15 protein-coding genes and 1 tRNA gene are annotated in these 23,317 nt (G+C 52.2%); 4 read left to right on the top strand and 12 right to left on the bottom strand.

What is annotated here, in order from left to right; translation table 11 throughout:
* Positions 1–158: 158 nt before the first annotated feature.
* The 3 genes from QJQ48_RS14300 to QJQ48_RS14290 all read right to left on the bottom strand — a co-directional run bounded on the left by QJQ48_RS14300 (position 159) and on the right by QJQ48_RS14290 (position 9,432).
* Entirely contained in the window at positions 159–5,552 is a 5,394-nt protein-coding gene (locus QJQ48_RS14300; RefSeq protein WP_346291916.1) for an AAA family ATPase, read from the bottom strand.
* 193 nt (positions 5,553–5,745) lie between these two features.
* Complete coding sequence (locus QJQ48_RS14295; RefSeq protein ID WP_346291915.1) at positions 5,746–8,076, bottom strand: NAD(P)-binding protein; 2,331 nt, start codon at positions 8,074–8,076, stop codon at positions 5,746–5,748.
* A 117-nt stretch (positions 8,077–8,193) separates the two neighbouring features.
* Positions 8,194–9,432, bottom strand: coding sequence for an acetoacetate decarboxylase family protein (locus QJQ48_RS14290; RefSeq protein ID WP_346291914.1), 1,239 nt, complete (start codon positions 9,430–9,432; stop codon positions 8,194–8,196).
* 503 nt (positions 9,433–9,935) lie between these two features.
* Here QJQ48_RS14290 and dnaN point away from each other — a divergent pair.
* Positions 9,936–11,075: a DNA polymerase III subunit beta gene (dnaN, locus tag QJQ48_RS14285; protein ID WP_346291913.1), complete on the top strand. Its 1,140-nt coding sequence runs from the start codon at positions 9,936–9,938 to the stop codon at positions 11,073–11,075.
* 344 nt (positions 11,076–11,419) lie between these two features.
* Here the strand turns inward: dnaN and QJQ48_RS14280 are convergent, their stop codons facing one another.
* From QJQ48_RS14280 to QJQ48_RS14245, 8 genes are all read right to left on the bottom strand, one after another.
* Positions 11,420–11,863, bottom strand: a complete 444-nt coding sequence (locus tag QJQ48_RS14280) for a Fur family transcriptional regulator (protein WP_346291912.1) — start codon at positions 11,861–11,863, stop codon at positions 11,420–11,422.
* Positions 11,864–12,164: 301 nt separating this feature from the next.
* On the bottom strand, positions 12,165–12,878 hold the full coding sequence (locus QJQ48_RS14275; RefSeq protein ID WP_346291911.1) for a M48 family metallopeptidase: 714 nt from the start codon (positions 12,876–12,878) through the stop codon (positions 12,165–12,167).
* A 36-nt stretch (positions 12,879–12,914) separates the two neighbouring features.
* Entirely contained in the window at positions 12,915–13,931 is a 1,017-nt protein-coding gene (gene cydB / locus QJQ48_RS14270; RefSeq protein WP_346291910.1) for a cytochrome d ubiquinol oxidase subunit II, read from the bottom strand.
* 15 nt (positions 13,932–13,946) lie between these two features.
* The gene (locus QJQ48_RS14265; protein WP_346291909.1) at positions 13,947–15,389 is read right to left on the bottom strand and encodes a cytochrome ubiquinol oxidase subunit I; all 1,443 of its coding nucleotides are present in this window, start codon (positions 15,387–15,389) and stop codon (positions 13,947–13,949) included.
* 161 nt (positions 15,390–15,550) lie between these two features.
* A complete protein-coding gene (locus tag QJQ48_RS14260; RefSeq protein WP_346291908.1) occupies positions 15,551–15,937 on the bottom strand; it encodes a response regulator in 387 nt (128 codons plus the stop codon).
* A gap of 118 nt (positions 15,938–16,055) precedes the next feature.
* Positions 16,056–17,438, bottom strand: a complete 1,383-nt coding sequence (locus tag QJQ48_RS14255) for an ATP-binding protein (protein WP_346291907.1) — start codon at positions 17,436–17,438, stop codon at positions 16,056–16,058.
* A gap of 29 nt (positions 17,439–17,467) precedes the next feature.
* Complete coding sequence (locus tag QJQ48_RS14250; RefSeq protein ID WP_346291906.1) at positions 17,468–19,852, bottom strand: response regulator; 2,385 nt, start codon at positions 19,850–19,852, stop codon at positions 17,468–17,470.
* Positions 19,853–20,060: 208 nt separating this feature from the next.
* A tRNA-Ala gene (locus QJQ48_RS14245) sits at positions 20,061–20,133 on the bottom strand.
* Between the two features lie 166 nt (positions 20,134–20,299).
* Here QJQ48_RS14245 and QJQ48_RS14240 point away from each other — a divergent pair.
* The 3 genes from QJQ48_RS14240 (at position 20,300) to QJQ48_RS14230 (ending at position 22,382) form a co-directional block, all read left to right on the top strand.
* Positions 20,300–21,388 carry a RuBisCO accumulation factor 1 gene (locus QJQ48_RS14240; protein ID WP_346291905.1) on the top strand — a complete coding sequence of 363 codons (1,089 nt, stop codon included), beginning with the start codon at positions 20,300–20,302 and terminating at the stop codon, positions 21,386–21,388.
* 12 nt (positions 21,389–21,400) lie between these two features.
* Positions 21,401–21,610 carry a hypothetical protein gene (locus QJQ48_RS14235; RefSeq protein ID WP_346291904.1) on the top strand — a complete coding sequence of 70 codons (210 nt, stop codon included), beginning with the start codon at positions 21,401–21,403 and terminating at the stop codon, positions 21,608–21,610.
* Positions 21,611–21,740: 130 nt separating this feature from the next.
* Positions 21,741–22,382, top strand: a complete 642-nt coding sequence (locus QJQ48_RS14230; protein ID WP_346291903.1) for a DUF3386 domain-containing protein — start codon at positions 21,741–21,743, stop codon at positions 22,380–22,382.
* Positions 22,383–22,464: 82 nt separating this feature from the next.
* Here the strand turns inward: QJQ48_RS14230 and QJQ48_RS14225 are convergent, their stop codons facing one another.
* Complete coding sequence (locus QJQ48_RS14225; protein ID WP_346291902.1) at positions 22,465–23,310, bottom strand: MlaE family lipid ABC transporter permease subunit; 846 nt, start codon at positions 23,308–23,310, stop codon at positions 22,465–22,467.
* Positions 23,311–23,317: the final 7 nt, after the last annotated feature.

The following is a 23,317-nucleotide window of genomic DNA, read 5'->3' as shown; positions in this document are numbered from 1 at the left end:
TATTCGCAATGAATTGTTAAGTAAGTTATCAGTTCCTCGCAGAATCGACAATGCGTATTCAGACAAAATCATCGATCTACTGATTCCTGGACCCGATAGCTCACCCGCTAGCTCATTTTATGAGCTTTAGCCTATCAGTATAAGGGCCTTAGCTGAATCTATGAGTTGCCTTGATGGTTTAGTCGCTGCTGGCAGCGATCTAGATAAAGCTGCGCAATCTGATCGGCAGGGTTTTGATGGAGACAGGACTCAAATCCCTGGGCCGCTGTCTGCCAGTTTGCTTCAGCATATTGCACTAGAGACTGTTCAAATAAACTGCGCGTCGCGTTTTTTGCCTGCAAGACCTGAATAGGGTCGGCATCGAAAACTTCATACACGCTCAGGGCTGAGACTCTGCCGCGCACGGTAGTATGACCCACCAGTCGCAGAGCATAGCGATTGGGGTCGTCTAGCTGCATGAAGGTGTGCTGCGAAATGAGCAGCGCTGCCCCATATTCTTTGGTTAACTGTTCGATCCGCGAGGCGACATTGACCGCATCGCTAATCACGGTACTGTCCATGCGGCTGTTACCACCGACTGTACCTAGCATCAGCGTACCTGTGTTGATGCCAATGCCTAAGCGAATGGAGGGCTGGTTTCTCAGGCGCTGCCGCTGGTTGAAGTCGGCTAAAATTCGCAGCATCGTGATGGCGGCTCGCAGCGCATTGTCAGCCGTGCCGTCAAACAGGGCCATGATGGCGTCGCCGATGTACTTATCGACGAAGCCACCATGCTCGGCGATCGCTGGTTCCATGCGTGAGAGAAACGTATTAATAAAGCGAAAGTTTTCCGCCGGCGTCATCTGCTCAGAAATGGCCGTAAACGCCCGAATATCGGCGAAGAGTACCGACATTTCTCGCTGCACCTGATCTCCTAGCTTGACATCGACGATGCTGCGCTTGTTGAGCAATTGCAAAAACTGCCGGGGAATAAAGCGCTCATAGGCCTGGTTTAGCGCCGTTAAATTCTGATTGAGAATAGCCAGATCTTGGTTGAGCTTTTTTTGCTGGCGGTAGAGCAAAGCATTTTCGATTGAAATGGCGGCCTGAGCCGCTAGCAGATTGAGGGTTTCTAAGCGATCGAAGGTGAAGGCATCTGTGGCTAAGTTATTTTCTAAATAAATGACGCCGCTGAGCCGTCCCCGATAGGCCAAAGGGGCACACAAAACTGACTGGGGCTGCCGCTGCTGAATATAGACATCGCTGGCAAAGCGGCTATCAGAGGCGGCATCGCTGAGAACCACGCTCTCCTGGGTGCGAATGACATAGTTGATGACGGCGATCGCCAAGCGCGATCGCGCCCGCTCATCTGTGAGAGCAATTGACTGCAGCACCTGAACCTGAGATGAGTTGACCTGGCCCTCCGCCTGAATCGTCCAGTCATCCTCCTGATGCAAAATCAGGTAGCCCACTTCTGCCCCGGCATTTTCAATCAGAATTCGCATCAGACGCGCTAGCAAACTGTCTAAGACAATCTCCTCAGCAATCGTTTGCGAAGCTTTGACAATAGAAACCATGTCTAACGACAGGCTCTTGCTGCTGGAAGAGGTAGTAGTGGTGGTAAAGCCGTTAGAAGAGAGCGATCGCGGTTCTGGCGCAGACTGGCTCAGCCACATCGGGTAGCGCTGTTCCAAATCGGTCAGCTTAGCCTTAGCATCCCAGCGAAGATAGGCGTAGAAAGCGTCTAGCAGATAGGCTCTGGCAATGCGGTCATGCTTGAGGCTGAGATAGAATTCGCCAGTCAGCTCACAAGCAAGCGCTTCCTCCTGCAGATAGGCGGCTCTTTTGGCACCCTCGATAGCCACATCGTACAGCGCCATTGCCCGCTGTACCTCGCCCCTCACCTTGGCCAGTTCAGCAGCAACGAGGTCATATTTATGCTGGTAGTTTATCGGCGCATAGCTAGCCCAGTGGCTGAGCTTCGTCTGATTTGCCACCACTTGGCCGAGCCAGTCCCCATGCTCCCGATCCATCTCAGCCGACAGCAGCGCCAACCGCGTCAGTGAGTCATAGAAATACAGCAGCGCTACTTCAACAGCGGCAGGCACGCCCATGACATAGCTGGCTGCCGCCTCGGCATGTTCTAGAGCTGCTTCGTATTGCTTAAACCCATAGTGCAATATGAGCTGGTGCAAATGCAGTTCATAGAAGCCCAAAATATTGCCTGTAGCCCCATACTGACTGAGGCAGGCCGCTTCATCGTAGTAAGCACCGACTAAGCGTACCGGATTAGCGCTCTTGCCCCGCCAATTCGCCACCACTTGAGCCTGTAGCTGAATTAGATTGAGCTGGGCCTCTTGCTTTAGGCGCTTTACAGCCGCGCAGGCATTTTCTAACCGGGCCTCCAGCTCGTTTAGCCGTTCACCCGTCAGGTAGGAAAAATGGACAACGCGCCAGTAACCCCAGGTGGCATATTCCAAATCACCTGCCTCTAGGCCGGTATCAATGCTAGAGCGCAGATTGGGCAGACTTTCCCGCAGATGAAACTTCCAGGGATTGATGAAGTTAGCCACCATAAAGGTAATTTTGGCGGATAGCTCCTTTGACGGAAACTGAGCCAGCAAGTCTAAAACAACCTGCCCTAATTGATAGCCAGCTTCAATCTGATTGAGCAGGCCGCACAGCAGTAAACCGTAGTTGGAATAGGCTAAAACAGACTGCGGCGCATTACCATACTCAACCGAGAGCTGCATAATTTGGGTCTGGAGTAGGGCAAATAACTGGGGGTTGGTAACGTAGGCCGCTGCTGAAATCGCGCCCAAAATTTGAGTGGCTGCCAGAGCGCGGGGTTCACTCATCCGGGGCAGCCGCCCTAGTCGCTGAATGGTTTGGCAGGCAATTAGCTCAGCCGTCGCCATCAGAGCCTGCCCTGTCTGAGCTTCGGTCGGCGTTTCTGGCAGATTGATGTGCAGCAGCTTCAGGGTAGATAAGCCCAGCTGCACAGCTTCTACAAGCTGCTTTTGAGCAATTAAAACCCGAATTTGAATTTCATAGGCTTTGACGCGGTCAATCAGCGTCACCCCATGCGTTAAAACTCGCTGTATCCAATCCTGGCTATCGGCTAGAGCGCCTACAAAATAGGCGGTTTCTGCCGCTTCTATATGCAGCTCTAGGGCCAGAGTGTAATGGCTTTGCCAAAGGGTTTCTCCCAGTAGCTCAATTCCGACTTGCGCATAGCGACGGGCAGATTCAAAAGCAGCAGCTCGTTTAGCTTTGTGGTTAGCGGCTAGGTTGAGCTGAGCTAGCGTCAGACGCTCCGCTAGGTCGGCAATGGCGGCGGAGCCGATATTGAGCTGATTGACAATATCAAATATTTTCTCCTGTTGCTTGCAGGGAGATGTCTGCTGCAGTAGCAGACGGCCAATTTTAAGATGAGTTTCCTGTTGCTGCTGCGCTGAGAGCAATTGGTAAACAGTCTGATGGACTCGGTCGTGGAGAAAGCGATATTCCCAAATCGTCTCTTCGAGCGCAAACTGTTCTAAATCTTCTTCTTCTAGAGCTAGAGAACGCTGATATTCACCGCTGAGCGGCAAGACCAGTCCCTGCTGTAGGCTGGGCCAGAGATTTTGGGCCAGCGTCAGGGGCGATTGCTGACAAATGAGTGCCAACGTTGATAGGTCAAACTGATTCCCCAGGCAAGCGGCTAGCTTCAGCACTGTTTGAGTCGCCGCCGGCAGGCGTTCAATGTTGGCCGCCAGCAGATCGGCAACGCTTAAATCGACTTGGCCTAAAGCTCTGATGTCTCTAATATTCCACTGCCACCGCCCTTGGGCAAAGTCAAATTTGAGGTGCTGTTGCTGGGCCAGGGATTGCAAGAGCTGTCTCAAAAAAAAGGGATTTCCCTGGGTTTGAGCGCAAAGCTGGGCGGCTAGGGGCTGGATTTCGGTGGGCGTATTATTTACAAACGTATCGGCTAGCAAATTGGCGATCTGGGGGGAAAGTAATGGGCCGACTTCAAGCTGATGAATCGAGCCGCCCTGCTGCTGGATAGTTGCGATCGCCTCTCGCAGTGGATGTCCCGCCTCAACTTCATGACTGCGATAGGCTCCCATCAGCAACAGGCGTCCAGGCTGCAGCGTCGTTGCCAAGAGCTGTAGCAGATTGAGTGAGGTCGCATCCGCCCACTGTAAATCGTCAATAAACAGCACTAGCGGCTGGCTGCCCTGGGTAAACGCCTGGACAAACTCTATGAAGACCTGGTTGAAGCGGGTCTGGGCCTCAACGGGGCTGAGTTCTGGCACGGGCGCTTGGGGGCCGATAATCAGCTCCACATCCGGAATGACATCAATAATCACCTGGGCCTGTTCACCCAGCATTGACAATAGCTGCGCCTGCCAGTGGGAAAGCTGATAAATATCTTCGGCTAAAAGCTGCGCTACCAGTTCTTGAAAAGCCTGCCGAAAAGGGGCATAAGGCATATTGCGCTGCAGCGGATCGCACTTGCCAGCAATAAAATAGCCCCGCTGCTGTGTCACTGGCTTGTAGATTTCGTTCACCAAAGCAGACTTGCCAATGCCAGAGTAGCCAGAGACCAGAACGAGTTCCGCCTGCTGGGTCGTCTGAGTGATGCGATCGAAAGCGGCCAGTAAGGTTTGCACCTCAGCTTCACGACCATAGAGCTTTTGAGAAATTTGCAGCTTGCCAGAGTAGTCCTGCTGCCCCAAAGTAAAAAGCTCTATTTGACCTGTCTGTTGCCAATCTGTTAGACAGCGCTCTAGATCGGCTTTCAAACCAAAAGCATTTTGGTAGCGATTTTCTGCGGTTTTCGCCAGCAGCTTTAAGATAATTGCTGCCACAGTTGGCGGAACCTCAGCCCGTAGCTCGTGAGGCGGCAGCGGCGTTTTGGCAATATGAGCATGAACAATTTCCATTGGATCGCGGGCATCAAACGGCAACTGTCCGGTGAGAATTTCATAAAAGCTGACACCTAGGGAATAGAGATCGGTGCGATAGTCGATGGAGCGGTTCATGCGCCCGGTTTGTTCCGGTGACATATAGGCCAGCGTGCCCTGAAACTCGCGGGGACTGCTGTGAGCCTGAGTTTCCTGAGACAGCAGTGAAGAAATGCCAAAGTCAGTAATTTTGACCGTCTTCGCCGAAATATCGAAAATAATATTGGCTGGCTTGATATCTTTGTGAATGATGCCCTGCTGATGGAGCTGCCCCAAGATGTCCGCTAGCTGAATGGCAATCTCCAAAAATTCGGCCAGCGTAAACCGCTGACGCTGCATCACCTGTCGCAGCGATTCATGACCGAACGCTTCTAGGATTAGGGCTAGGCCATTGTGATATTTTTCCAGGGTATAGGACTTGACAACACCGGCGATCGCTAGCGAATTAGTTAGCTGATATTCGTGCCGCAGCTTGGCAATATCCTGCAGTTGGGGATACTGAGCCTTAAGCACTTTAGCCACAATCGGCTGCTGATCGGCCTGGCGCAGCCCTCGGTAAACGTCAATCCGAGTTCCACGATTGATAATCTCTGAAATATCGTAGCCCGGCAGCACAATCATGAAGGTACTTAGAAGAGGGCGCTAGAGACTAATTGAATTGAAGCGTGACCTGGGCAAAAAAGCTGTAGCTTTTGTCATCGGCTACACAGACAAAAGAGCCAAGACCGAGAGCCAATCACCGCAACATTTGGATAAATGCCCACCCTGAATTAAGCCGTTACTATTTTTGACAAACTACAGCTTCGATCAATATTTACGCATATTTTCCAAACATCCAGGAGTCCCATTCACCAATAATTTGTTTTCCGTAACTCAAATTGAATTGCTGCTTCAGGATAGCTCTGGCTGCTTGCATACTAGACATAACAGTTGCTTCAATACAGCTAGCGTTATAGCCATTGTTGATCCAGTCACCGGCCAAATAGAGATTGCTAAAGCCGGATTCATCGGCTTTTAACCGCTGCGCCAGCGTTCCTGGTAAAGAGAGCACATAGCGCTCCGTAGGGAAGATGTTGATTCGCCAGTATTGAGACTGAAAGCGTTCGGCTAAGCCTTTCCCGTCATCTAGATCGACCAGCAGGTTGGCCTCCAGGGATCGCGGCTCGCCAGCAGCGGTTGCCAGGGGCCACAGGTAGCCAATATCGTTGGTCAAGAAGTGGAGCGATCGCGCATCGACTGTCGCCTGAGCCTGAGCCGGAAAATCATAGTCCTCAGCAGGGGGAATCCCCGGATCGGCAATAACCCCCGTGAAGTAGGCAATAGAGTGCGGATAGTGGGCCGCTGGCCAGTTTTCTTTCGGCAGCAGATCGCTCATGTCGGCGTAGGTATCCAGCGGCTCCACATAGGCACCAACAACCGGACTCGCCAGCGGCCAGCCAAGCTGCGGCAGCGTCGATTTTAGCCAGAGCTGTCCCCCTTGGGTCGGCACAGTTTTGGCTTGGGTGTCTGCAAGCAAAGTTTTCCAGCTCGAACTAGCGGCAACCAGTTCCTGACAGATATCCGGCAGCGCCGCCAGCGAAATGCCTAGCAGCACTAGATCAAAGTCTTGGCCCGCTTCTAGCTCAACCGGCGTTTCTCGCTGTTTCCAAGGTGACCAGTAGGACTCTAGGTTAATGCCTTGCTGCTTTAGTTCTTCCCCTTCAACCAGCTGCTCGTAGTGCGGCTCGCTGGGCCAGCACCGCATACCCTTGACCGAGATCAGCGGTTCATAACCGCGATCGGGATGCTTGAGCTGTGCCTGACGGCCCAGTGAAATACGGGCGATCGCCGTCTTTTCTGCATTTAGATGCAAATGCCGCACTCGCTGGAAAAACTCAAACTTGACGCCCCGCCGCTGCAGCACCGTATAGAGCGGCGTGAAGACGACATCTCCCATGCCCCCCTGCATCTTCCACATCACCGCCCCGTTGTACTGAAAGATGACGGTAATCAGAATGCGCACTGCCACCCCAGCCGCCAGTCGCGGCTGGGTAATATCGCCGCCGGGAAAGGCATAGACCAAGTCATAGAGTACACGAATAAAGGCCGACTGCAAGCTGCTAGGGCGCAGGCCGTGATGCAGCAGCCATTCTCGGTAATCAAGGTGGTCGATCGCTGCCAGGGAACCGTGATAGACAATGCCGTCAGCCAGCAGTCCCCGTAGATTGGCTAAAGCTATATCAATCAGGGCAATGCGCCAGTGGCCTTCGTGTATCTGATCTGAATCGGTAGCGCAGCGGAGACTAAAGCGATCGCCAAAGCGCTCCAATAGCTGAACTAGCAGGCTGTGGTGTTCGCGGCGGTGAAAGCTGGGATTTTCCGGCAGGGCCTCGGCTAGCTGCAGCGCTAGATGCAGAAACGTCCCTTCTGCGCCAACACCCCAATGCTTCAGCGTTTTATCTATCCTTTCTGCAGCACTGCTGAGCCAAGCCTGCCACCGCTGAGGCTCCTGCAGCAGCGATCGCAGCAGCTGCTCTGGCAAATGCAAAAACACGCCGTCAAAAGCCAGCTCTAAAACTTCGCGGCCAATCTCAAACTGCTCAATTAGGGTTTCGAGAAACGGTGGGGTAGCTGTTTCAGGCGTTTGGGGCGATCGCTGAATTTGGCGGTACTCGACAAATAGCTGCAGCACAAAGCGAATGGTAGTGCAAAAATGCTGCCACAGCGAAAAGTTGCCGCCCCCGGTCCAGGGCCGCAGATTATTAGGTGGAAAATTTAGCGCGATCGGCTGCCACTGGGCGTTGACATATTCCTGCAGCACAATTAAATCGTGGGGCTTAAAGGCATCTTCAACCGTCGCCAATGGCCCGTTGCCGCCCATCTCGGCATAGCACTGCTGCAGGATGCGGAAGGCATTTTCATAAAAGCCGAAAAAGATATGCAGGCCGTGTTCTTCAATCCGATAGGTGGGTTCAGGCGCATCGGCATGGGTCTGCAAATTGCGACCGCTAGCGCCTTTGCCGCCTAGCCGCCAGCCCATTTGATAAACCGTGATCTCGTAGAGGCTGTCCCAGCCAGGCTGGCTTGTCAGCTCATAAGCAGTGGTCAAAGAAGCCATGCCGCCGCCGAGAATGGCGATTTTTTGGCGCGGAGGAAGTTCAGACATATTTTTTCTTGGGGGGCTAATTAGCTATGTCCTCAGTGCCGATGCGGTTCTTTTCGGCAAAAACTGGCCAAAACGGGATAAATTCCATATCGCCTAACTTGGCCGGGCCTCAAGCCTTTAGCGGGCCTGCCAGATAATCTTGCCGTTCTGCAGGCGAAAGTCGAAATCTAGCCAGAAAGCAAATTTGACAGGTATTAGGGCAGGCCCGTGAGGTTGCAGGCTGCCTGCCTGTGCGGTGAGTCCAAGTTCCTGCACCAGCGGATGGCTAGCAAACTGCCCGATTTCGACCTCAAACTTGTAGCCCAGCTGTTCTGTGCCCAGCAGCCCGCCAGCGTGTAAGGCCGTTAGCTGTGCTGGCGTTTCTACAATGGCCTGATAGCAAGCGCGATCGCCTACAACGGCATCCCGAAACTGCTTTAGCAGCACAAAGGGCACCTCCTCTTTCAGCAAATAGTCAGCTAGATTAAACGGCAGCTCCCAGCCGGGTACATCGACAGGATGCTGACCGCCCAACAGCAGTTCGGCCAAATGGCTGCCTGCCTCCACAGCACTCTGCCAGTGCCTGACGGGTTTAGCCATCTCAGCGGCTTTGACTTCGATCAGCGTTTCCCAGCGGGCTGGAGTTTGGGCCGATAGAGTCTGCCAGGTTAGTGCCTGCAGGTGAGCTGGCTCAGTCAGATGGTTCGGATCGGGGAGCTTAAATTTGCCTAATTCTTTAGGAAAGCCGCAGACTTCTCGGCCAGAGGCAATAATCGGCTCATTGCTGGCAAACATGTAGGGGATAAACCAGGCCAAGCGCTCTGCCTGAAAGACGGGGCCATATTTCTTCCCTGCCAGGGTCAAAACCCAAATCGCTACTTCTTGCTCAGACAGATATCCTCGGTTGGCATCTGGCAGATTGACTGAGCTGACATGTCCCATCTGCTGAAAGCTAACTACAACGTAGGGAATCGCCGCCTGATAATACACCGCTCCGTCAGCAGGCTGATTCAGAAAGCGATCGCAGAGCGTTTGCAGCCTTGCCAATGACCCCTCCAAGACAAAGCCAAAAAGTTGGGTATTTTTCAGGTCGTAGGGCGACAAAAATGTTTGCTCGCTGGGACGGGTAATGAATTTGGGTAAAGCCTGAGCGCCACAAGCCTCTTTCCCCAGATGGGGCCAGCGCTGCTCCCAAGCGTGAGCAACTGAGGCACCTTCTGCCCTCAAATCCTCAAAAAAGCTGGCGGGACGCTGCTGGAGTTGCTGCCAGTCTTGACTAAGCTGCTGAGGCTGCTGGGGCAAACGTGCCATACGCTGCAGCGCTCCCAAGGCTGCATACCAGCCAGCCTGAAGCGGATCGGCAGAGGAAGAATACATCATTAGCTGCAACCCAAAAAGGATGACGCTATTCTATGGCGGTTTCAGGATAGCTATGCCTTTTCTAAGACAGATTTTGGGATTGGCTCAGTTAACATTAGGTAAAGAATTTTAAAAAATTGCGGATTCAGCCTGTGGAAAACTAATTCTTCTCTGTGGAAAAACTGTGGAAAGTTAGGGGATAAATCAGACTCTATAGTGGAAAAAAACTGAGGATCCACAAGGCTTGTGGAAAACCTGTTTTGTTTTCCACAAGTTTTCCACAGGCCCGCGATCGCTTAAAGCATTTCTGTATGGACGATCCCCCATCTTTTCCACATTTTCCACAGCCCCTACTACTACTATTTTTAAAAAGCTTTTAAACCAGGAGAAGATCTTAAGGCTGAGGAAACTTTTCAGATTGAACTTCTAGCCAGGGGTGTTACGATTGGCATCCAGCCCTTAGAATCCTGAGTAAGCTGCCTGGTTCGCTAGATTAAACGCCTTGAAACCCCACAAAATCCATGAAGTTCGTTTGTTCTCAGAGCGAATTAAATACCCATCTTTCCCTAGTCAGTCGGGCCGTGCCTTCTCGCCCTAGTAAGCCCATTTTAGGCAATGTTTTGCTCAAGGCTGATGCAGAAACTCAGCAGGTCGCGCTGACGGGATTTGATGAAAGTTTGGGCATACAAACCTGCTTTGCCGCTCAGGTGGAACGCTCAGGTCGCCTAACTTTGCCAGCCAAGCTGCTGGGGGATATTGTTTCTCGTCTGCCCAATGAAGACCTTGTTTTAGAAGAAACTGAAGCCGAAACGGTGATCACGCTGACCTGCGCTTCCGGACACTACCAGGTGCGGGGACTGAGTGCCGATGAATACCCCAATTTGCCTGAGGTAGAAGCGGGGCAGGCGACAGAACTTTCGCCGGAAGTATTGCTGGAAGGGCTGCGGGGTGCCCTCTTTGCGGCCAGCACTGACGAGACAAAACAGGTCCTGACCGGCGTACACCTGCTTAGCGAAACAGCAGCGCTGGAGTTTGCCGCCACAGATGGGCACCGTCTTGCGGTAGTCCAGACGACTGAGCCGCCTGTAGAAAAGGCTGTCGAGGAAACGGCCATCGAAGTGACCGTACCCGGCAAAGCACTGCGCGAACTGGAGCGAGTCTTGCAGATGCATCAGGGCAGCGAGGCCATTGCGCTTCGGTTTGATCCAACCCAGGTGATTTTTGAGCTAGGCCAGCAGCGAATCACCACCCGCCTGCTCGAAGGCCAATATCCCAACTATCGCCAACTGATTCCTCGCCAGTTCTCCCGCCAGATGACGGTCGATCGCAAGCTGTTTGTCTTGGCCCTAGAGCGCATCGCCGTACTGGCCGACCAAAAGAACAACATTGTCAAACTAAGTCTCGACAACGAGGAGCAGGCGATCGCTCTGACGGTAGAAGCTCAGGAAGTCGGTAGCGGTCGCGAAAACGTGGCGGCCCAAATTACCGGCGACAGCATAGACATTGCTTTTAACGTGCGGTATCTGCTCGATGGCCTCAAAGTCTTAAATACTTCAGAAGTGCAGCTTCAGTGCAACAGCGCGACCAGCCCTGCTGTCCTGTCTCCTCTGGGCGGCTCTAAGATGACTTATCTGGTTATGCCCGTGCAGATTCGCGGCTGATAGGCGGGAAAAATAGAGGGTGATACCAGTCTGTACCCTGACAGAGCGATCGCGTTAAGTTAGGGGAGAGGCCAGCCAGCCTTTTAGCGACTGGGTTGGCGCTGATTGATGTCACACCTTAGGAGACTTTTCATGGATCTTGCTTTTGCCGCCGTTGTTTTTGGCACTGTCTTGGTTTTGTTTACCCGCGACGTTTTTAACAAATAGGCGCGATCGCCTCCAGCTTTAATCTCGCTCACGCAAAAACAAGCTAATTTCCACAACAGCACTATCTGCTTTCACTACAGGAGAGCAGCTTGTTTTTTGTTGATTACCGCTACGCTTGCCGTAGATAGGGTGGCAGACTACGCGCTCTGAGTTTTAGTGCCGTAAAAATCGATGCGATAGTCCGTAATGGTAACGCCCGTTTGGGCCTCGATTTGACGAATAACCTCTGCCGGCAGCTCCACGTGGATGTCAATAATTTGGTTTGTGTCCAAACAGTTGACATGGCTGTGGGAATCGCTGATGTTGCCATAAAGACGACCATCAGAGCGCTCTAAACATTCAATAATGCCCTGCTCTGATAGCGCTTCTAAGTTTTGATAAACGGACGTGTGCCCAATTTCCCGGCCCTGGCGATTAAGACAGTCATAGATTTCGCGGGCTGAAAGATGTTCTTGGGCCTGCCAAAGCAGCTCTAAGATATAGCGCCGCTGACGGCTCAGGCGCATTCCTAACTCCTGGCAGCGCTCCAGCGCGTCGTCTAAAGATCGAAGTGGCTTGTTAGTGTTTGCTTTACTTGGCATTGATGTCATACTCCAATCCCCTTGAGAAAACGGCTGATAACCCCAAGCTTGTTTCCCGCTCCAAATTCTATCGTGGCTGAATTCTGAAAGTAACGACAGGGCTAATCTAGCCCGCTGGATGCCGCTTATGAGAAGGGAAGTTGGCTCAGGCTCGACTATGATAGAGTCACTAATCCATCGTAAACAGATACAATCAGCGACTGGCTCAGCACTTTCCTAAAACATAGTCAGTACCACTTTAGCTTAGAGTTAGCCTTGCTGTCCATAATCCCGAATTTACGCCAGCTTGCGCCTGTCGCCTTTACTGCTCTACCCACCGTGGGATGTACTGCCAAGCCTGTTTAAGCTGGGTTTTGTGCTGCTGATAGTCTGCCATTTGCTGCGCTACTAGACTCCAGAAGGCCGGGGAGTGATTCATCTGCCGGGTATGGCAAAGCTCGTGAACTAGCACGTAGTCTACTAGGGACGGCGGCAGAAACAAGAGCTTGTAGTTAAGGCTGATGTGCTGCTGGCTAGAGCAACTGCCCCAGCGTGTTTTCTGGCCCCGAATAGCAACTTGTCTATAGGGCAGCCCCGCCATTCGACTCCGGCGCTGCAGCCAGCGCGGCAAAATCTGCTGGGCTTTACGCTGCAGCCAGCGCCGTAAAGCTTCCTGACAGATTGCGGTTTCTGCTACGGGACCCGTGACGGCTAGTCGCTGCGAGCTAAGCGTCTTGACCTGAAGCCGCTCGCTCTGGCTGGGCTGGTAGACAATATCCCAAATTTCGTCGAGCGATCGCAGCTGTATCTGGCTGGGTCTGGTTTCAGCTAGAGCCGCATCGGCTGACTGCCGCTGGGCTGCCAATCTAGCCAGGGTTTGCTCAATCCAGGTCTGCTTTTTCTCTAAAATTTCGGGGAGTCGCCGAGTATCAAACTGGCGGGGAACAACCACCTCTATCTGACCGTAAGGAGAGATTTTGATGGAGACATGTTTAGCCCTGGCGCTCGCTCGAATCTGGTAGGAATAGCTGCTCATAAACCGTTCGGGAAAATGCCCTAATAGCGGCAGTTATCATTCGCCACCGTAACCACCGCTGGTTACTTTACCGCGAAACACGATGTACTGATAGAGGTTGTAAAACAACATGACGGGAATCAGACCGCCGATAAAAATCAGCATAAAGACAAGCGCACTGGGATCGGCTGCGGCCTGATAAATCGTGATTTGGGTCGGAATAATATAGGGAAACACCACTAAGGCTAGCCCCACGAACGTCAGCAGAAACAACAGAATGGTCAAAACAAAGGGCCATCGTTCCTCTTGGCGATTGAGGCTGCGCAGCAGCAGCGTAATCAGTAAAACTCCCAGCAGGGGGATAGCGGCGAAGAGATAGACTTGGGGTGCCTGAAACAGGCGATCGCGGGCATAGTTGTAAAAGATGGGCGTTGCGATCGTAATCAAGATAGCGCCGACCAGCGTTGTGATAGCGGCTATTTTGGCGGTGCGGTAGTGGGTTTGCTGCAGTTCCCCTTCGGTTTTCCAAACCAGGTAGGTAGAGCCAATCAGTACGTATCCCTGAATCAGGGTCAGCGTTACCAGCACAGACGGCAGGTTCAACCATTCCCAAGTGCTGCCTACAAAATGGCCGGTCGCATCTACCGGAATGCCTGCCAGAACGCCGCCTAGGGCAAACCCCTGACCGACAGCCACGACGAAGCTACCTGCCCCAAAGGCCGTATTCCAAAAAAACTTGCGGTTGGACTGTTCCCGAAACTCAAAGGCAACGGCTCGAAAGATGATGCCGAACAGCATGATGAAAATAGGAATATACAGCGCGTTGAGAATAGTGCCGTAAGCCAGCGGAAACGCGCCGAATAGGCTGCCTCCCATCAGCACTAGCCAGGTTTCATTGGCATCCCAGACGTTGCTGAGGCTCGTCATCAAGATGCCGCGACGCTCTTCTGAGGAAGAAGTGAGCGAAAGAATGCCAACGCCCAGATCAAAGCCGTCAAGCATGACGTAGAGAAACAGAAAAAGGGCCAGAATGCCAAACCAGACTTGGGGTAAAAAGTAGCTGAGCGTATTCATAAATAAGCGAATCGATTACTGCTGGGCTTCGACAGGGCGTTCATCAGGCGTGAATTGACCGGGTTCAGTGTCCACAGCGGGTTTTTCCTCAACGCCTGGAATAGGCAAATCTAGGCGAGGGCCACGACGAATAATCCGGCTGCCAAAATAAAGCGCGGCGATGAACAAGACCGTATAGGTGGAAGCGAAGCCGATGAGGGTAGTCAGCACATCGCTAGGTGGCAGGCTAGAAACCGCATCAGCCGTACGGATTTGACCATACACGACCCACGGCTGACGACCTACACAGCGCACGATCCAGCCAGATTCTACAGCGATATAGCCCAGAGGAGCCGAGAAAATCCAGCCTCGTAATAGCCAGCGCTGCTGGGTGATATTTTCAGGTGAAAGCTGGCCTCGGAGCCACTGCAGGGTCGTTAGCAACATCAGACCCGCCAGGAAAAAACCGATGGCAATCATGGCCCGGAAGGAATAGTAAACCAGCCCAATCATGCCGGGGCGATCTTCAGGCGGAAATTCTTTCAGTCCCTGAACCGGCTCCGATAAATTGGGCTTCAGCTCCAAGATGTAGCCGAGGGCATTGGGCACTTTGATTTCCCAGTCGTTTTGCTCAGCCTGTTTGTTGGGCAGAGCAACTAAACTCCAATCAGCAGGCTGCCCGGCGGGCTGAGTTTCCCAAAGCGCCTCCATCGCTGCCATTTTGGTCGGCTGACGGTGATAGACCTGCTCGCCGCTGAGATGACCGACGTAGATTTGCAGGGGGGCAACAGCGATCGCGGTGGCAAGCGCGATTTTGAAAGCCTTGGTAAAAAATTCGGGCTGACGCTGATTGATGATATACCAGGCGCTGATGCCGCCAATAACAAATAGCGAAGTTTCTAGCGTTGCCAAAAACATATGGGCGACACTAACTGCCATGAACGGGTTAAGAATGGCCTGAAAGTAGTCGCTGACGATAAAAATGCCGTCTACAAACTGGCCGCCTGCCGGGGTTTGCATCCACGAGTTGGCAGTCAAAATCCAAAAGGTAGAGAGATTGGCGCCAAAGGCGACCAGAATAGTGGCTACGAAGTGAATGATCGGATTAACACGCTCCCAGCCAAACACCATGATGCCGAGAAAGGCGGCTTCTAGCATGAAGGCCCAGGAAGATTCAAAGCCAATAATGCTGCCAAAGAAGTTACCAACGGCTTCCGAAAAGGGGGCCCAGTTGGTGCCAAACTGAAAGCCCATAGGAATGCCGCTGGCGACACCAATACCAAAATTGAGAATATAGAGCTTAGACCAGAAGCGAGCGTGATAGTAGTAAACCGGATTGCGGGTTTTGAGCCACAGGGCCTCGACTAGAACTAAATAAATACCTAGCCCAGTCGTCAGGACAGGCCAAATCATGTGGAAGATGGCTGTCAGCGCGAACTGCATCCGCGAGAGTACAACCGTGTCGGATAAAAAAGACATAGGGAATTTTTATCGCTGAGGGCTAAAACCCGGCGGCAAGCGACCGCCAAGAATTTGAACGATTCTATGCTAACTAGAAAATTCTTTGCAGCGAGAGTTTTCCCTGGGTTTTGCGCGAAACCTGACAGAGCGCGATCGCCGCTGATATGTTAGAGCTGCAATTAACACCGGCCCTCAGGCCAGCGCAAAATTTGGGCTACCTGACGGCTTAGATCAACAGGATTAAAGGGCTTATAAATCACCCCGGCGACATCGAGTTGGGAAAACCGATTGCGATCGCTAGGGGTCCCTTTGGCCGTCAGTAAAATGACTGGAATGTAGCTGATTGAGGCTTCGGCTTTCAACGCCGCTAGAAACTCTAGGCCGCTGATATCTGGCATTGAAACATCTAGCAAAATAGCATCGGGCTGCTCTATTTTTGCCTGAGACAACCCCTCAGTGCTCGACTGAGCCGTCAGCGTCAGCCAGCCAGCTAAATCTTCTAAACAGGCCCGAATCACTTCGCAAATCCGCTCATCATCATCGACAATTAGAATTTTTCTGACCATTTTTAACGATGATGGGCGGACTTATTGTGGCTGATGTTAGTATTTTAATCTCCTCAAAAAATAGACAGGTGAAAAACAATAAACTGAGTTTGGCTGCAAAAAAAGTTAGAGTTCAGAATTAAATCTTATAAGATTCTTGATCCGAAGGCTGCGGTAAGGTAAAGAAAAAAGTACTGCCCTGAGCCAGCTGACTAATTGCCCAAATTTGACCTCCCTGCTGTTCCACAAGGCTCTTACAAATAGCTAGCCCTAAGCCCGTACCTCTGCCCGGCTCAAAGCCTGATGTTTCTGCGAATTGAAACCGCTCAAAAATTAGCTGCAATCTGTCAGCCACAATTCCTTTCCCCTGATCCCGGATAGAAAATAAAATGTTCGGCTCAGAGTTTTCTAAACGATTGCGAGCCTGCCCTTTGACATCAAGAGCTGCTGTAATCCATATGGTACTGCCGGCCTCTGAAAATTTAACGGCATTGTCAATCAGGTTGATCAAAATTTGATGGACAGCATCTGGATCGGCCCATACCTGCTGTCCTGACGGCTCCAAATCTAACAAAACTGACTTTTCTGCAGCAATTGGTTGCACGCTCCTAAAAGCCTGATTTAAAAGGTCGCTGACGTCGCAGATCTGAGGCTGTAGCCATGTCGTTCCTGCCTGTAATCGCTCAACATTTAAGATATTGTTGATCAGGCGTATTAGGCGATCGCACTCTAGGTTGGCAATTTCTAACATGCGCTGAGTTTGCTCAGGCTGATGGTGATAGAGGCCGGTTTCTAGCAGTCCTAGAGAGCCTTTAATTGCCGTTAAAGGCGTTTTTAGTTCGTGGCTAACAGCTGAAATTAGCTCTGACTGTGGCTGTGCTGATAGCTGGTATGGGTGTGTCTCCTGCAGCAAAAAAACTAAAAATGATGGCTGTGCTTGTAGATGAATGAGTGAAGCCTCAATGGCGATCCAAATACTTGAGCCTGACTTTTTTCTTAAGCGCAGTTGCAGGCTGAAATGCCTCTGCTGCTGCCGAAATAGCTGCCACAGGGCTGATTCAAAATAAGGGCGATCGCGCGGATCAATTAGCTCAGTAAAAGACTTTGCTAATAAATCTGACTGGCTATAGCCTGTGAGCTGACAGAGGGCGACATTGGCTTGCGTCAGGCAACCCTTTGGGGTGGTGATGCCAAGGGCTAAGGGAAATTGTTTGAGTATAGCCGTCAGCGGTTCGCTTTTAGCAGCCTGTGTCTGCGCCTGATGATACTGGTATTGAGCCAGTAGGCTCATCAATCCGGCCAGGCTAAAACTAAGCCAGCTTAATCCTTGAGTTGTCAGCCCATGATGGCTAGATAAGTAGCCAATTGTGCCTGCAATCAGGCTCATTTGTAGAATGACAAGTGCGCCCCAGGCCAAAATATATTTATTGGGGCGATCGCTCAGCCAACGTTCTAAAAACTCCGCTAAAGCGGAACGCAGCGAGATTAAGACAGTGTGGCAAACTGCAAACAGACTTCTCATGCAGGGCTAACCGTGACAACACATAGGCTCTATGGCAAAACCGTGCAGAAAGTATTGCGGCCCTGAGCCTTCGCTTCATAAAGGGCCTGATCAGCCGCTGCAATTAGCTGACTAACTGAACTTTCAGCCGTTGTTGGCGCTAACAGCGTAATGCCAAAGCTGAGGGTCACAAAGTCGCTGATCGGGGACGGTTCATGGGCAATCTGTAGCTGAGCGATCGCTTGCTGAATTTGATTGACTACGTGAATAGCTCCATTTAGAGGCGTTTTGGGTAAGACAATACAGAATTCTTCCCCGCCGTAGCGTGCTACCAAATCAGCCGGACGGTTAATCAACGTATGAATGGTTTGCGCAATCTGCTGCAGGCAAACATCTCCGGCTGGATGGCCGTAGTAATCGTTGTAGTTTTTAAAGTAGTCAATATCGCAGAGAATCAGCGCCAGATTTTCCTGCTCGCGCCGCATTCTTTGCCACTCGTGATTTAGATACTCGTTTAGGCGGCGGCGATTGGCAATTTGAGTGAGCGTATCGATTGTGGCGAGGTGGTAGAGTGCCTGCTGCTCCTGCTGCTTATGCCGCTTGATCTGTTTTTGCAGTCGGGCCCGCTCCACGCGGCCTACCGTACGACGCAGCAGATCAGAGGGATTAACTGGCTGGCTGACAAAATCGTCGGCTCCGGCCTCAAAGGCCGCCTCAGTAGCTGCCTGGCTATCATTTGGCGTAATCAGAACGATGGGCAGGTCGCCCCAATGCGGATCTTGTCGCACCACCTGACACAAATCTAAGCCGCTAAAGGTCGGCATTTGAGCATTGAGAATCAGCAAGTCGGGAGCAATAGCGGTAAGCACGTGCCAAAAATCGTTGGGATTCTGGATAGCCACTACCTGAAAATTGTGGCTACTCAAGAAGATACTCATGTGACTGAGTAACGTGGCGTCGGCATCGACAATAATCACCTTACTGCTGTTTACCTGTCGCTGGAAGAGGACTTTCATTACCTCTTCAAAAATCTGGGCCGAGGGAATGGGCTTGGCTAGAAAGCCCCGACTGCCTAACTTTGCTGTTGTCACCCGATCGACTAAGCGATTGCGAATAGTCATGGTAAGGACGGGAATTTCGGCAAATTGTTCCTGTAGCTCTCGCAGTAGCGCCAGGCCATTTTCATCGGTATCGGGAAAAAGCAAGTCAAGCAGAATCACATCTGGCGCAGACTGCATAATCTGCTGGCGGGCGCTGCTGAGATCATGGGCCACGATCAGATTAAACCCCCAGGCGATCGCATCTTGCCTCAGCATTTCTGTCAGGGCAATATCGTCATCAATGACCAGAACTGAGGGAACTGGGTCAGTTGATAAGGGGGTTGGCGAAGTCAGGGCGGGGGGATAGGTGAGGGCTTGCTTGAGGGCGGTGAGCTGCGCTGCTAGGTCTTGAATCAGGGCTTTGCTAGAGCGGTTAGGATCCCCTAAAATCCGCTCAATTTCGCGGGCAATATCTGAGGCCGTTGAGTAACCAAAGATGCCGAGTCCCCCCGCTAGCTTATGGGCTTCTTGTTCTCCAGACTGCTTAATTTGAGGCTGAGGGCCGCTTGTCAGCAGGCTTTGACAAACCTGCTCTAAGCGGCTGACCTGCTCCTGAAACGAGCTGCGAAACCGTTCTAGGACTTGGTTGAGTTCTGGGGAAGGGGTCAGTCTGTTGGAGATAGATGACCAGGGAGTCGGGAGCTGGGCCGCTGGTAGATGTAGCCGGTAGCCAGAGCCATAAACCGTCTCAATCGGATCGATGTTTAGATCGGCCTGTTTGAACCTACGGCGCAGTTTGCGAACCAGCTCGGCTACGGCGCGGGGACTGAGCTGATTTTCAGCCGAACTGAGCCGTTCAGCTAGCTGAGTCCGGCTAAAGGCGCGTTCAGGATTCTGGAGCAAAAGCGTCATCAAACTAGCTTCCTGGGGCGTGAGCGAAATGGCTGCTTGCCCGTACCTCAAGGTAGCCGTTTCAAGATTGAGGACAAAGTTACCGCGACTGATCACGTTTGGCCGAGGGGCGGTCAAGAGGCGATCGCGGCGCAACAGCGCTTGGATGCGAGTAACTAAATCTGGCAGGCTGTAGGGCTGAGTAATAAAGTCATCGGCTCCGGCCTCCAGTCCAGCTGTCAGTTCTGAGCTAGAACTGCTGCCAATGATTAGCAAGATTGATTTCTGATAGCCCCGCTGGCGCAGCTGCCGGCAAAATTCAACGCCGTTGAAGTTCGCAATAAACAGCGTCAGGAGAATCAGATCATAGTCAAGCGCTAAAACGGAATCAAGGTCAATTTGCTCAGCCGTGCTTAGAATACTGACCGTATACTGCTGAGCCGTCAAGGCTTCTGCAAGCAGACTGGCGGTGAGGCCGTCACTTTCTACTAACAGAATTTTCACAATCTATCAAAAGCAAGCGTTCCTGGAACATAGGCAATGCTACACTACATCGATTTACAAAAATAAATAAAAAATCGTAAATCGCTTGTTCTTTTGGCTGCCGGTCTGACTCGCTGGGGAAACAGAGCTTGGAGGCACCTGGGAAAGCGCAGAATGAACTTTCCACAAAGAATACCCAGTTTGCAGGGGCGTAAAAACAAGAATCAAATGGAGCTAAGCGGACTCGAACCGCTGACCCCCTCAATGCCATTGAGGTGCTCTACCAGCTGAGCTATAGCCCCAGGATGCAAATGCCTGACACGGCTCAAATTGCGTTATCCATCATCGCTTGTCAGTCAGGATCCCGTCAAGCTTTCACTTAACTTTATTTTGAGTCGGGCCGCGATCGCCCGTAAATCGCGCTAGAGTCAGACAGACAGACCTTTGAGGATATGTGGCCGCGCTAGTATGACCTCGACTCCTAACAATTCTGATGCCCAGGCGACAGCTGCCGACGTGGATCAGGCCGCTCTGATTCAGCAACTCCGTCGGAAGCAGGGCAACTGGCTTGCTTGGGGCCAAGCCTGCCAAGCGCTGCAAAAGGCGGGACTCAGTCCGCAAAAAATATTTGAAGAAACTGGGTTTGAGCCGATTCAGCAAAATCAGATTATTGTGGCGGCTCAGGTCTATGCTTCGATGCTAGCGGCAGGGGCTTCCAGGCAGGCCCAATCGCATTTTCAGGAGCGCGGCAGCGACCTGCTCTACGAACTCAGGATTTTATCTCAAGGCGATCGCGCTCAGGCTGCCAATCTGATTGTGCAGCATGGTTTAGAGCTAGATCAGGTAAGGGAAATTGCCAAAGCGCTGCGAGAGTATTCTTACTCCAAGCAGCCCCCTGAAGGTTTTAGCCCACATCCCGGTGACGCGGTGGCCTATCACTACTGGCGGTTGGCCCGTCAGCAGGCTGACTTACCCAAGCGATCGCGCCTAATTGCCCAGGGCTTACGCTTTGCCCACAGCGACAGTGCTCGCCAGCAGATTGAGAAGCTGCTCTTAGATTTCACCGTCGTCAAAGCCCAGCCCGCCCCTAGTCTGCCTATCTATCGGCTAGAAACCGAAACTGAACTACCCCGCCTAATTCCAGTAGCCGGAGAGTGGCCTTTGCCTACAGCCGATTTTCAGGCGGTGCCTGTAACCCTGGCAGGAGACCCGTTTGGTTTGGTGAAGTTTTCTGGCACAGGGGCTTGGGTTCCAGTACCCGGCTGGCAAGTTATTTTGCAGGCGGAAGATCCCGTCGGGATTCTGGCTCAGTCCCAGCAGCTTCCCGGCGCCTCAGCCCAAACGGCAGCAGAGACAGTGCTGGTTGTCATCGACCGGGCGCAGCGAGATTGGCGCAGTGACAGCTATTTTGCAGTGGCAGCGGGCGATCGCCTGGATTTGCAGTGGTTTGCTGAAGCGCCCGCCGAGCGCTTGCTGGGCCGAGTCATTTTAGTCATCCGACCCAAGCGCATTTTGGACGAAGACTACACCCGCGAACTTTGGCAAATCGATGAATAGAGAGGTGCTGCTATGCCACTAGAACGACGCCTATCTCGCAGTATTTTCGATCCCTCGGAACTGGTAGAACTGAGGCAGGTTTGCCTAACCCCCGGTCGCGTCTTTGAACCCGGCAAGTACATTGCTGGCGATTTGCCAGACATTGCCTTTGAAATGGGTCTAGTGGAGAGATTACCGCCCGTACGCGGCAAAAGCGAGGAAGTTGAAAAACAAGAGAACTAAAGCCCCCCAAGCGATCGCGGCGCTTTCTCATCTGCCCTATTCCCCTACTCTCCATTCCTACCCTCACTCCCCCCATTAACCTAACTCGCTACTATAGAAACAACTCACTATTACCTTTGGACTATTCCGCATGGTAGGAACTCAAACCTCAGCCCGCGAACTGTTTCGCTCTGCTTACGAAAATCGCTACACCTGGGATAAAAGTTTTCCAGGCTATAGCGCCGACGTGACTTATAGCGCAGGGGAAGATACCTTCACGGGCAAAGCCATTGTCAGCGCTGACTTCAAAGCCGAAGTGACTGACGTTGACGACGAAGAAGCCCAAAAGGCTATTCATCAGCAGCTCTGGGAAATTGCTATTCACCGCGTTCGCCGCAGCTTTGAAGAAACCCACGGCAAGAACACGTTTACCTATGGCGCAACCGATGAGGAGGGCGCTGTAGAGATTCTCATGGGCGGCAAGTCTGAGGGCGATCGCTATAAGCTGCGAGATAACGAAGTGACGATGGTACATCGCCATATTCATGGCGTCGTTGTCACCATTCACACCTTCAGCAGCCATGATACGGGGGCAGGCTACCTGTCTCACCGCTATGATTCGGTCTACCATGATCCCCAAACTGGGGAGCAAAAGGGGGGTAAGAGCGTATTTGAAGACGAATACACTCAGGTCGGTGACTACTTCGTCCTGTCCCGCCGCCATATCACAACCGAAACTGAGAATGGCCCAGTTGAGCAAGAATTCAGCTTCTCTAACATCCAGTTGATGTAGAGCTAGGAGCTTGACTGAAGCTCTGATGCCCGTAGAGCGCTTAATTGCTTGCTCTACGGGCTGTTTACTGTTCGCCAGATGTTCAGTGAATCTGTACCCCTTCAAACAGCACAATTGACAAAAAGAAATCCACTACAAATAGAGATACCCAGGTGGTAACAACTGCCGCCGTTGCCGATCGCCCGACTGATTTACTACAGGTGGTGGTTAGGCCCCAGCTACAGGCGAAAAGAGCAATCATGGCGCCAAACAGGGTGGATTTAACTAAGACCATGATCAAGTCCTGTAGTTCCAAGAGCGATCGCACCGATTCTAAAAAGACTGCAGGGGCAATGGCATAAAACTGGTGAGCTACGAAGGCGCCGCCCGCAATACCGATCACCAGCGATAAAACGGTCAAAACCGGCAGCATGATGCAGCAGGCTAGCACTCGAGGCACCACCAGGTAGTCAATTGGATCAGTCCGCAGCATCTTAAGCGCATCAATTTGATCGGTCACCTTCATACAGCCAATTTCAGCCGCAAAGGCCGAACCCACCTGTCCGGCTAGGATAGCTGCTGTCAAAAGAGGCGCAAGTTCTCGGCAAAAGGCCACGGCAAAGGCCCCTCCCAGGGCGTGAGTAGCCCCGTAGCGAATCAGTTCGCGGGCCGTCTGAATGGTAAAGATCATGCCTGCAAATAGATTAGTTAGTAGCACTGGCGAAAGCGAGTTGGGGCCAGCTGCCACCATATACTCCATGACGTGACGCCGATCGACGCCCCTCTGCATGACACGCATCAGAACCTGTCCGCCCAAAAAGAGGCCCAGGGCTAGGTGATACAGCCAGGATTTAGAACGGGTGAAGTTCTCTTCAGCATAGGGGGATTTAGCTTTAGGAACAGGCGAATGGACATAGCGGCTAGACCACTCGCGGGCAGATTTCACCATATCGCTT

This window comes from Sphaerothrix gracilis Ecp01 (genome assembly GCF_030405905.1).
In the GTDB taxonomy this organism is placed as follows: domain Bacteria; phylum Cyanobacteriota; class Cyanobacteriia; order Phormidesmidales; family Phormidesmidaceae; genus Sphaerothrix; species Sphaerothrix gracilis.
This window is presented reverse-complemented; position numbering and strand designations above follow the sequence as displayed.

Coding starts and splice junctions, on each gene's coding strand:
- QJQ48_RS14300 (WP_346291916.1), bottom strand. CDS start 5,552: ATGATTGTGCTGCCGGGCTACGATATTTCAGAGATTATCAATCGTGGA.
- QJQ48_RS14295 (WP_346291915.1), bottom strand. CDS start 8,076: ATGTCTGAACTTCCTCCGCGCCAAAAAATCGCCATTCTCGGCGGCGGC.
- QJQ48_RS14290 (WP_346291914.1), bottom strand. CDS start 9,432: ATGTATTCTTCCTCTGCCGATCCGCTTCAGGCTGGCTGGTATGCAGCC.
- dnaN (WP_346291913.1), top strand. CDS start 9,936: ATGAAGTTCGTTTGTTCTCAGAGCGAATTAAATACCCATCTTTCCCTA.
- QJQ48_RS14280 (WP_346291912.1), bottom strand. CDS start 11,863: ATGCCAAGTAAAGCAAACACTAACAAGCCACTTCGATCTTTAGACGAC.
- QJQ48_RS14275 (WP_346291911.1), bottom strand. CDS start 12,878: ATGAGCAGCTATTCCTACCAGATTCGAGCGAGCGCCAGGGCTAAACAT.
- cydB (WP_346291910.1), bottom strand. CDS start 13,931: ATGAATACGCTCAGCTACTTTTTACCCCAAGTCTGGTTTGGCATTCTG.
- QJQ48_RS14265 (WP_346291909.1), bottom strand. CDS start 15,389: ATGTCTTTTTTATCCGACACGGTTGTACTCTCGCGGATGCAGTTCGCG.
- QJQ48_RS14260 (WP_346291908.1), bottom strand. CDS start 15,937: ATGGTCAGAAAAATTCTAATTGTCGATGATGATGAGCGGATTTGCGAA.
- QJQ48_RS14255 (WP_346291907.1), bottom strand. CDS start 17,438: ATGAGAAGTCTGTTTGCAGTTTGCCACACTGTCTTAATCTCGCTGCGT.
- QJQ48_RS14240 (WP_346291905.1), top strand. CDS start 20,300: ATGACCTCGACTCCTAACAATTCTGATGCCCAGGCGACAGCTGCCGAC.
- QJQ48_RS14235 (WP_346291904.1), top strand. CDS start 21,401: ATGCCACTAGAACGACGCCTATCTCGCAGTATTTTCGATCCCTCGGAA.
- QJQ48_RS14230 (WP_346291903.1), top strand. CDS start 21,741: ATGGTAGGAACTCAAACCTCAGCCCGCGAACTGTTTCGCTCTGCTTAC.
- QJQ48_RS14225 (WP_346291902.1), bottom strand. CDS start 23,310: ATGGTGAAATCTGCCCGCGAGTGGTCTAGCCGCTATGTCCATTCGCCT.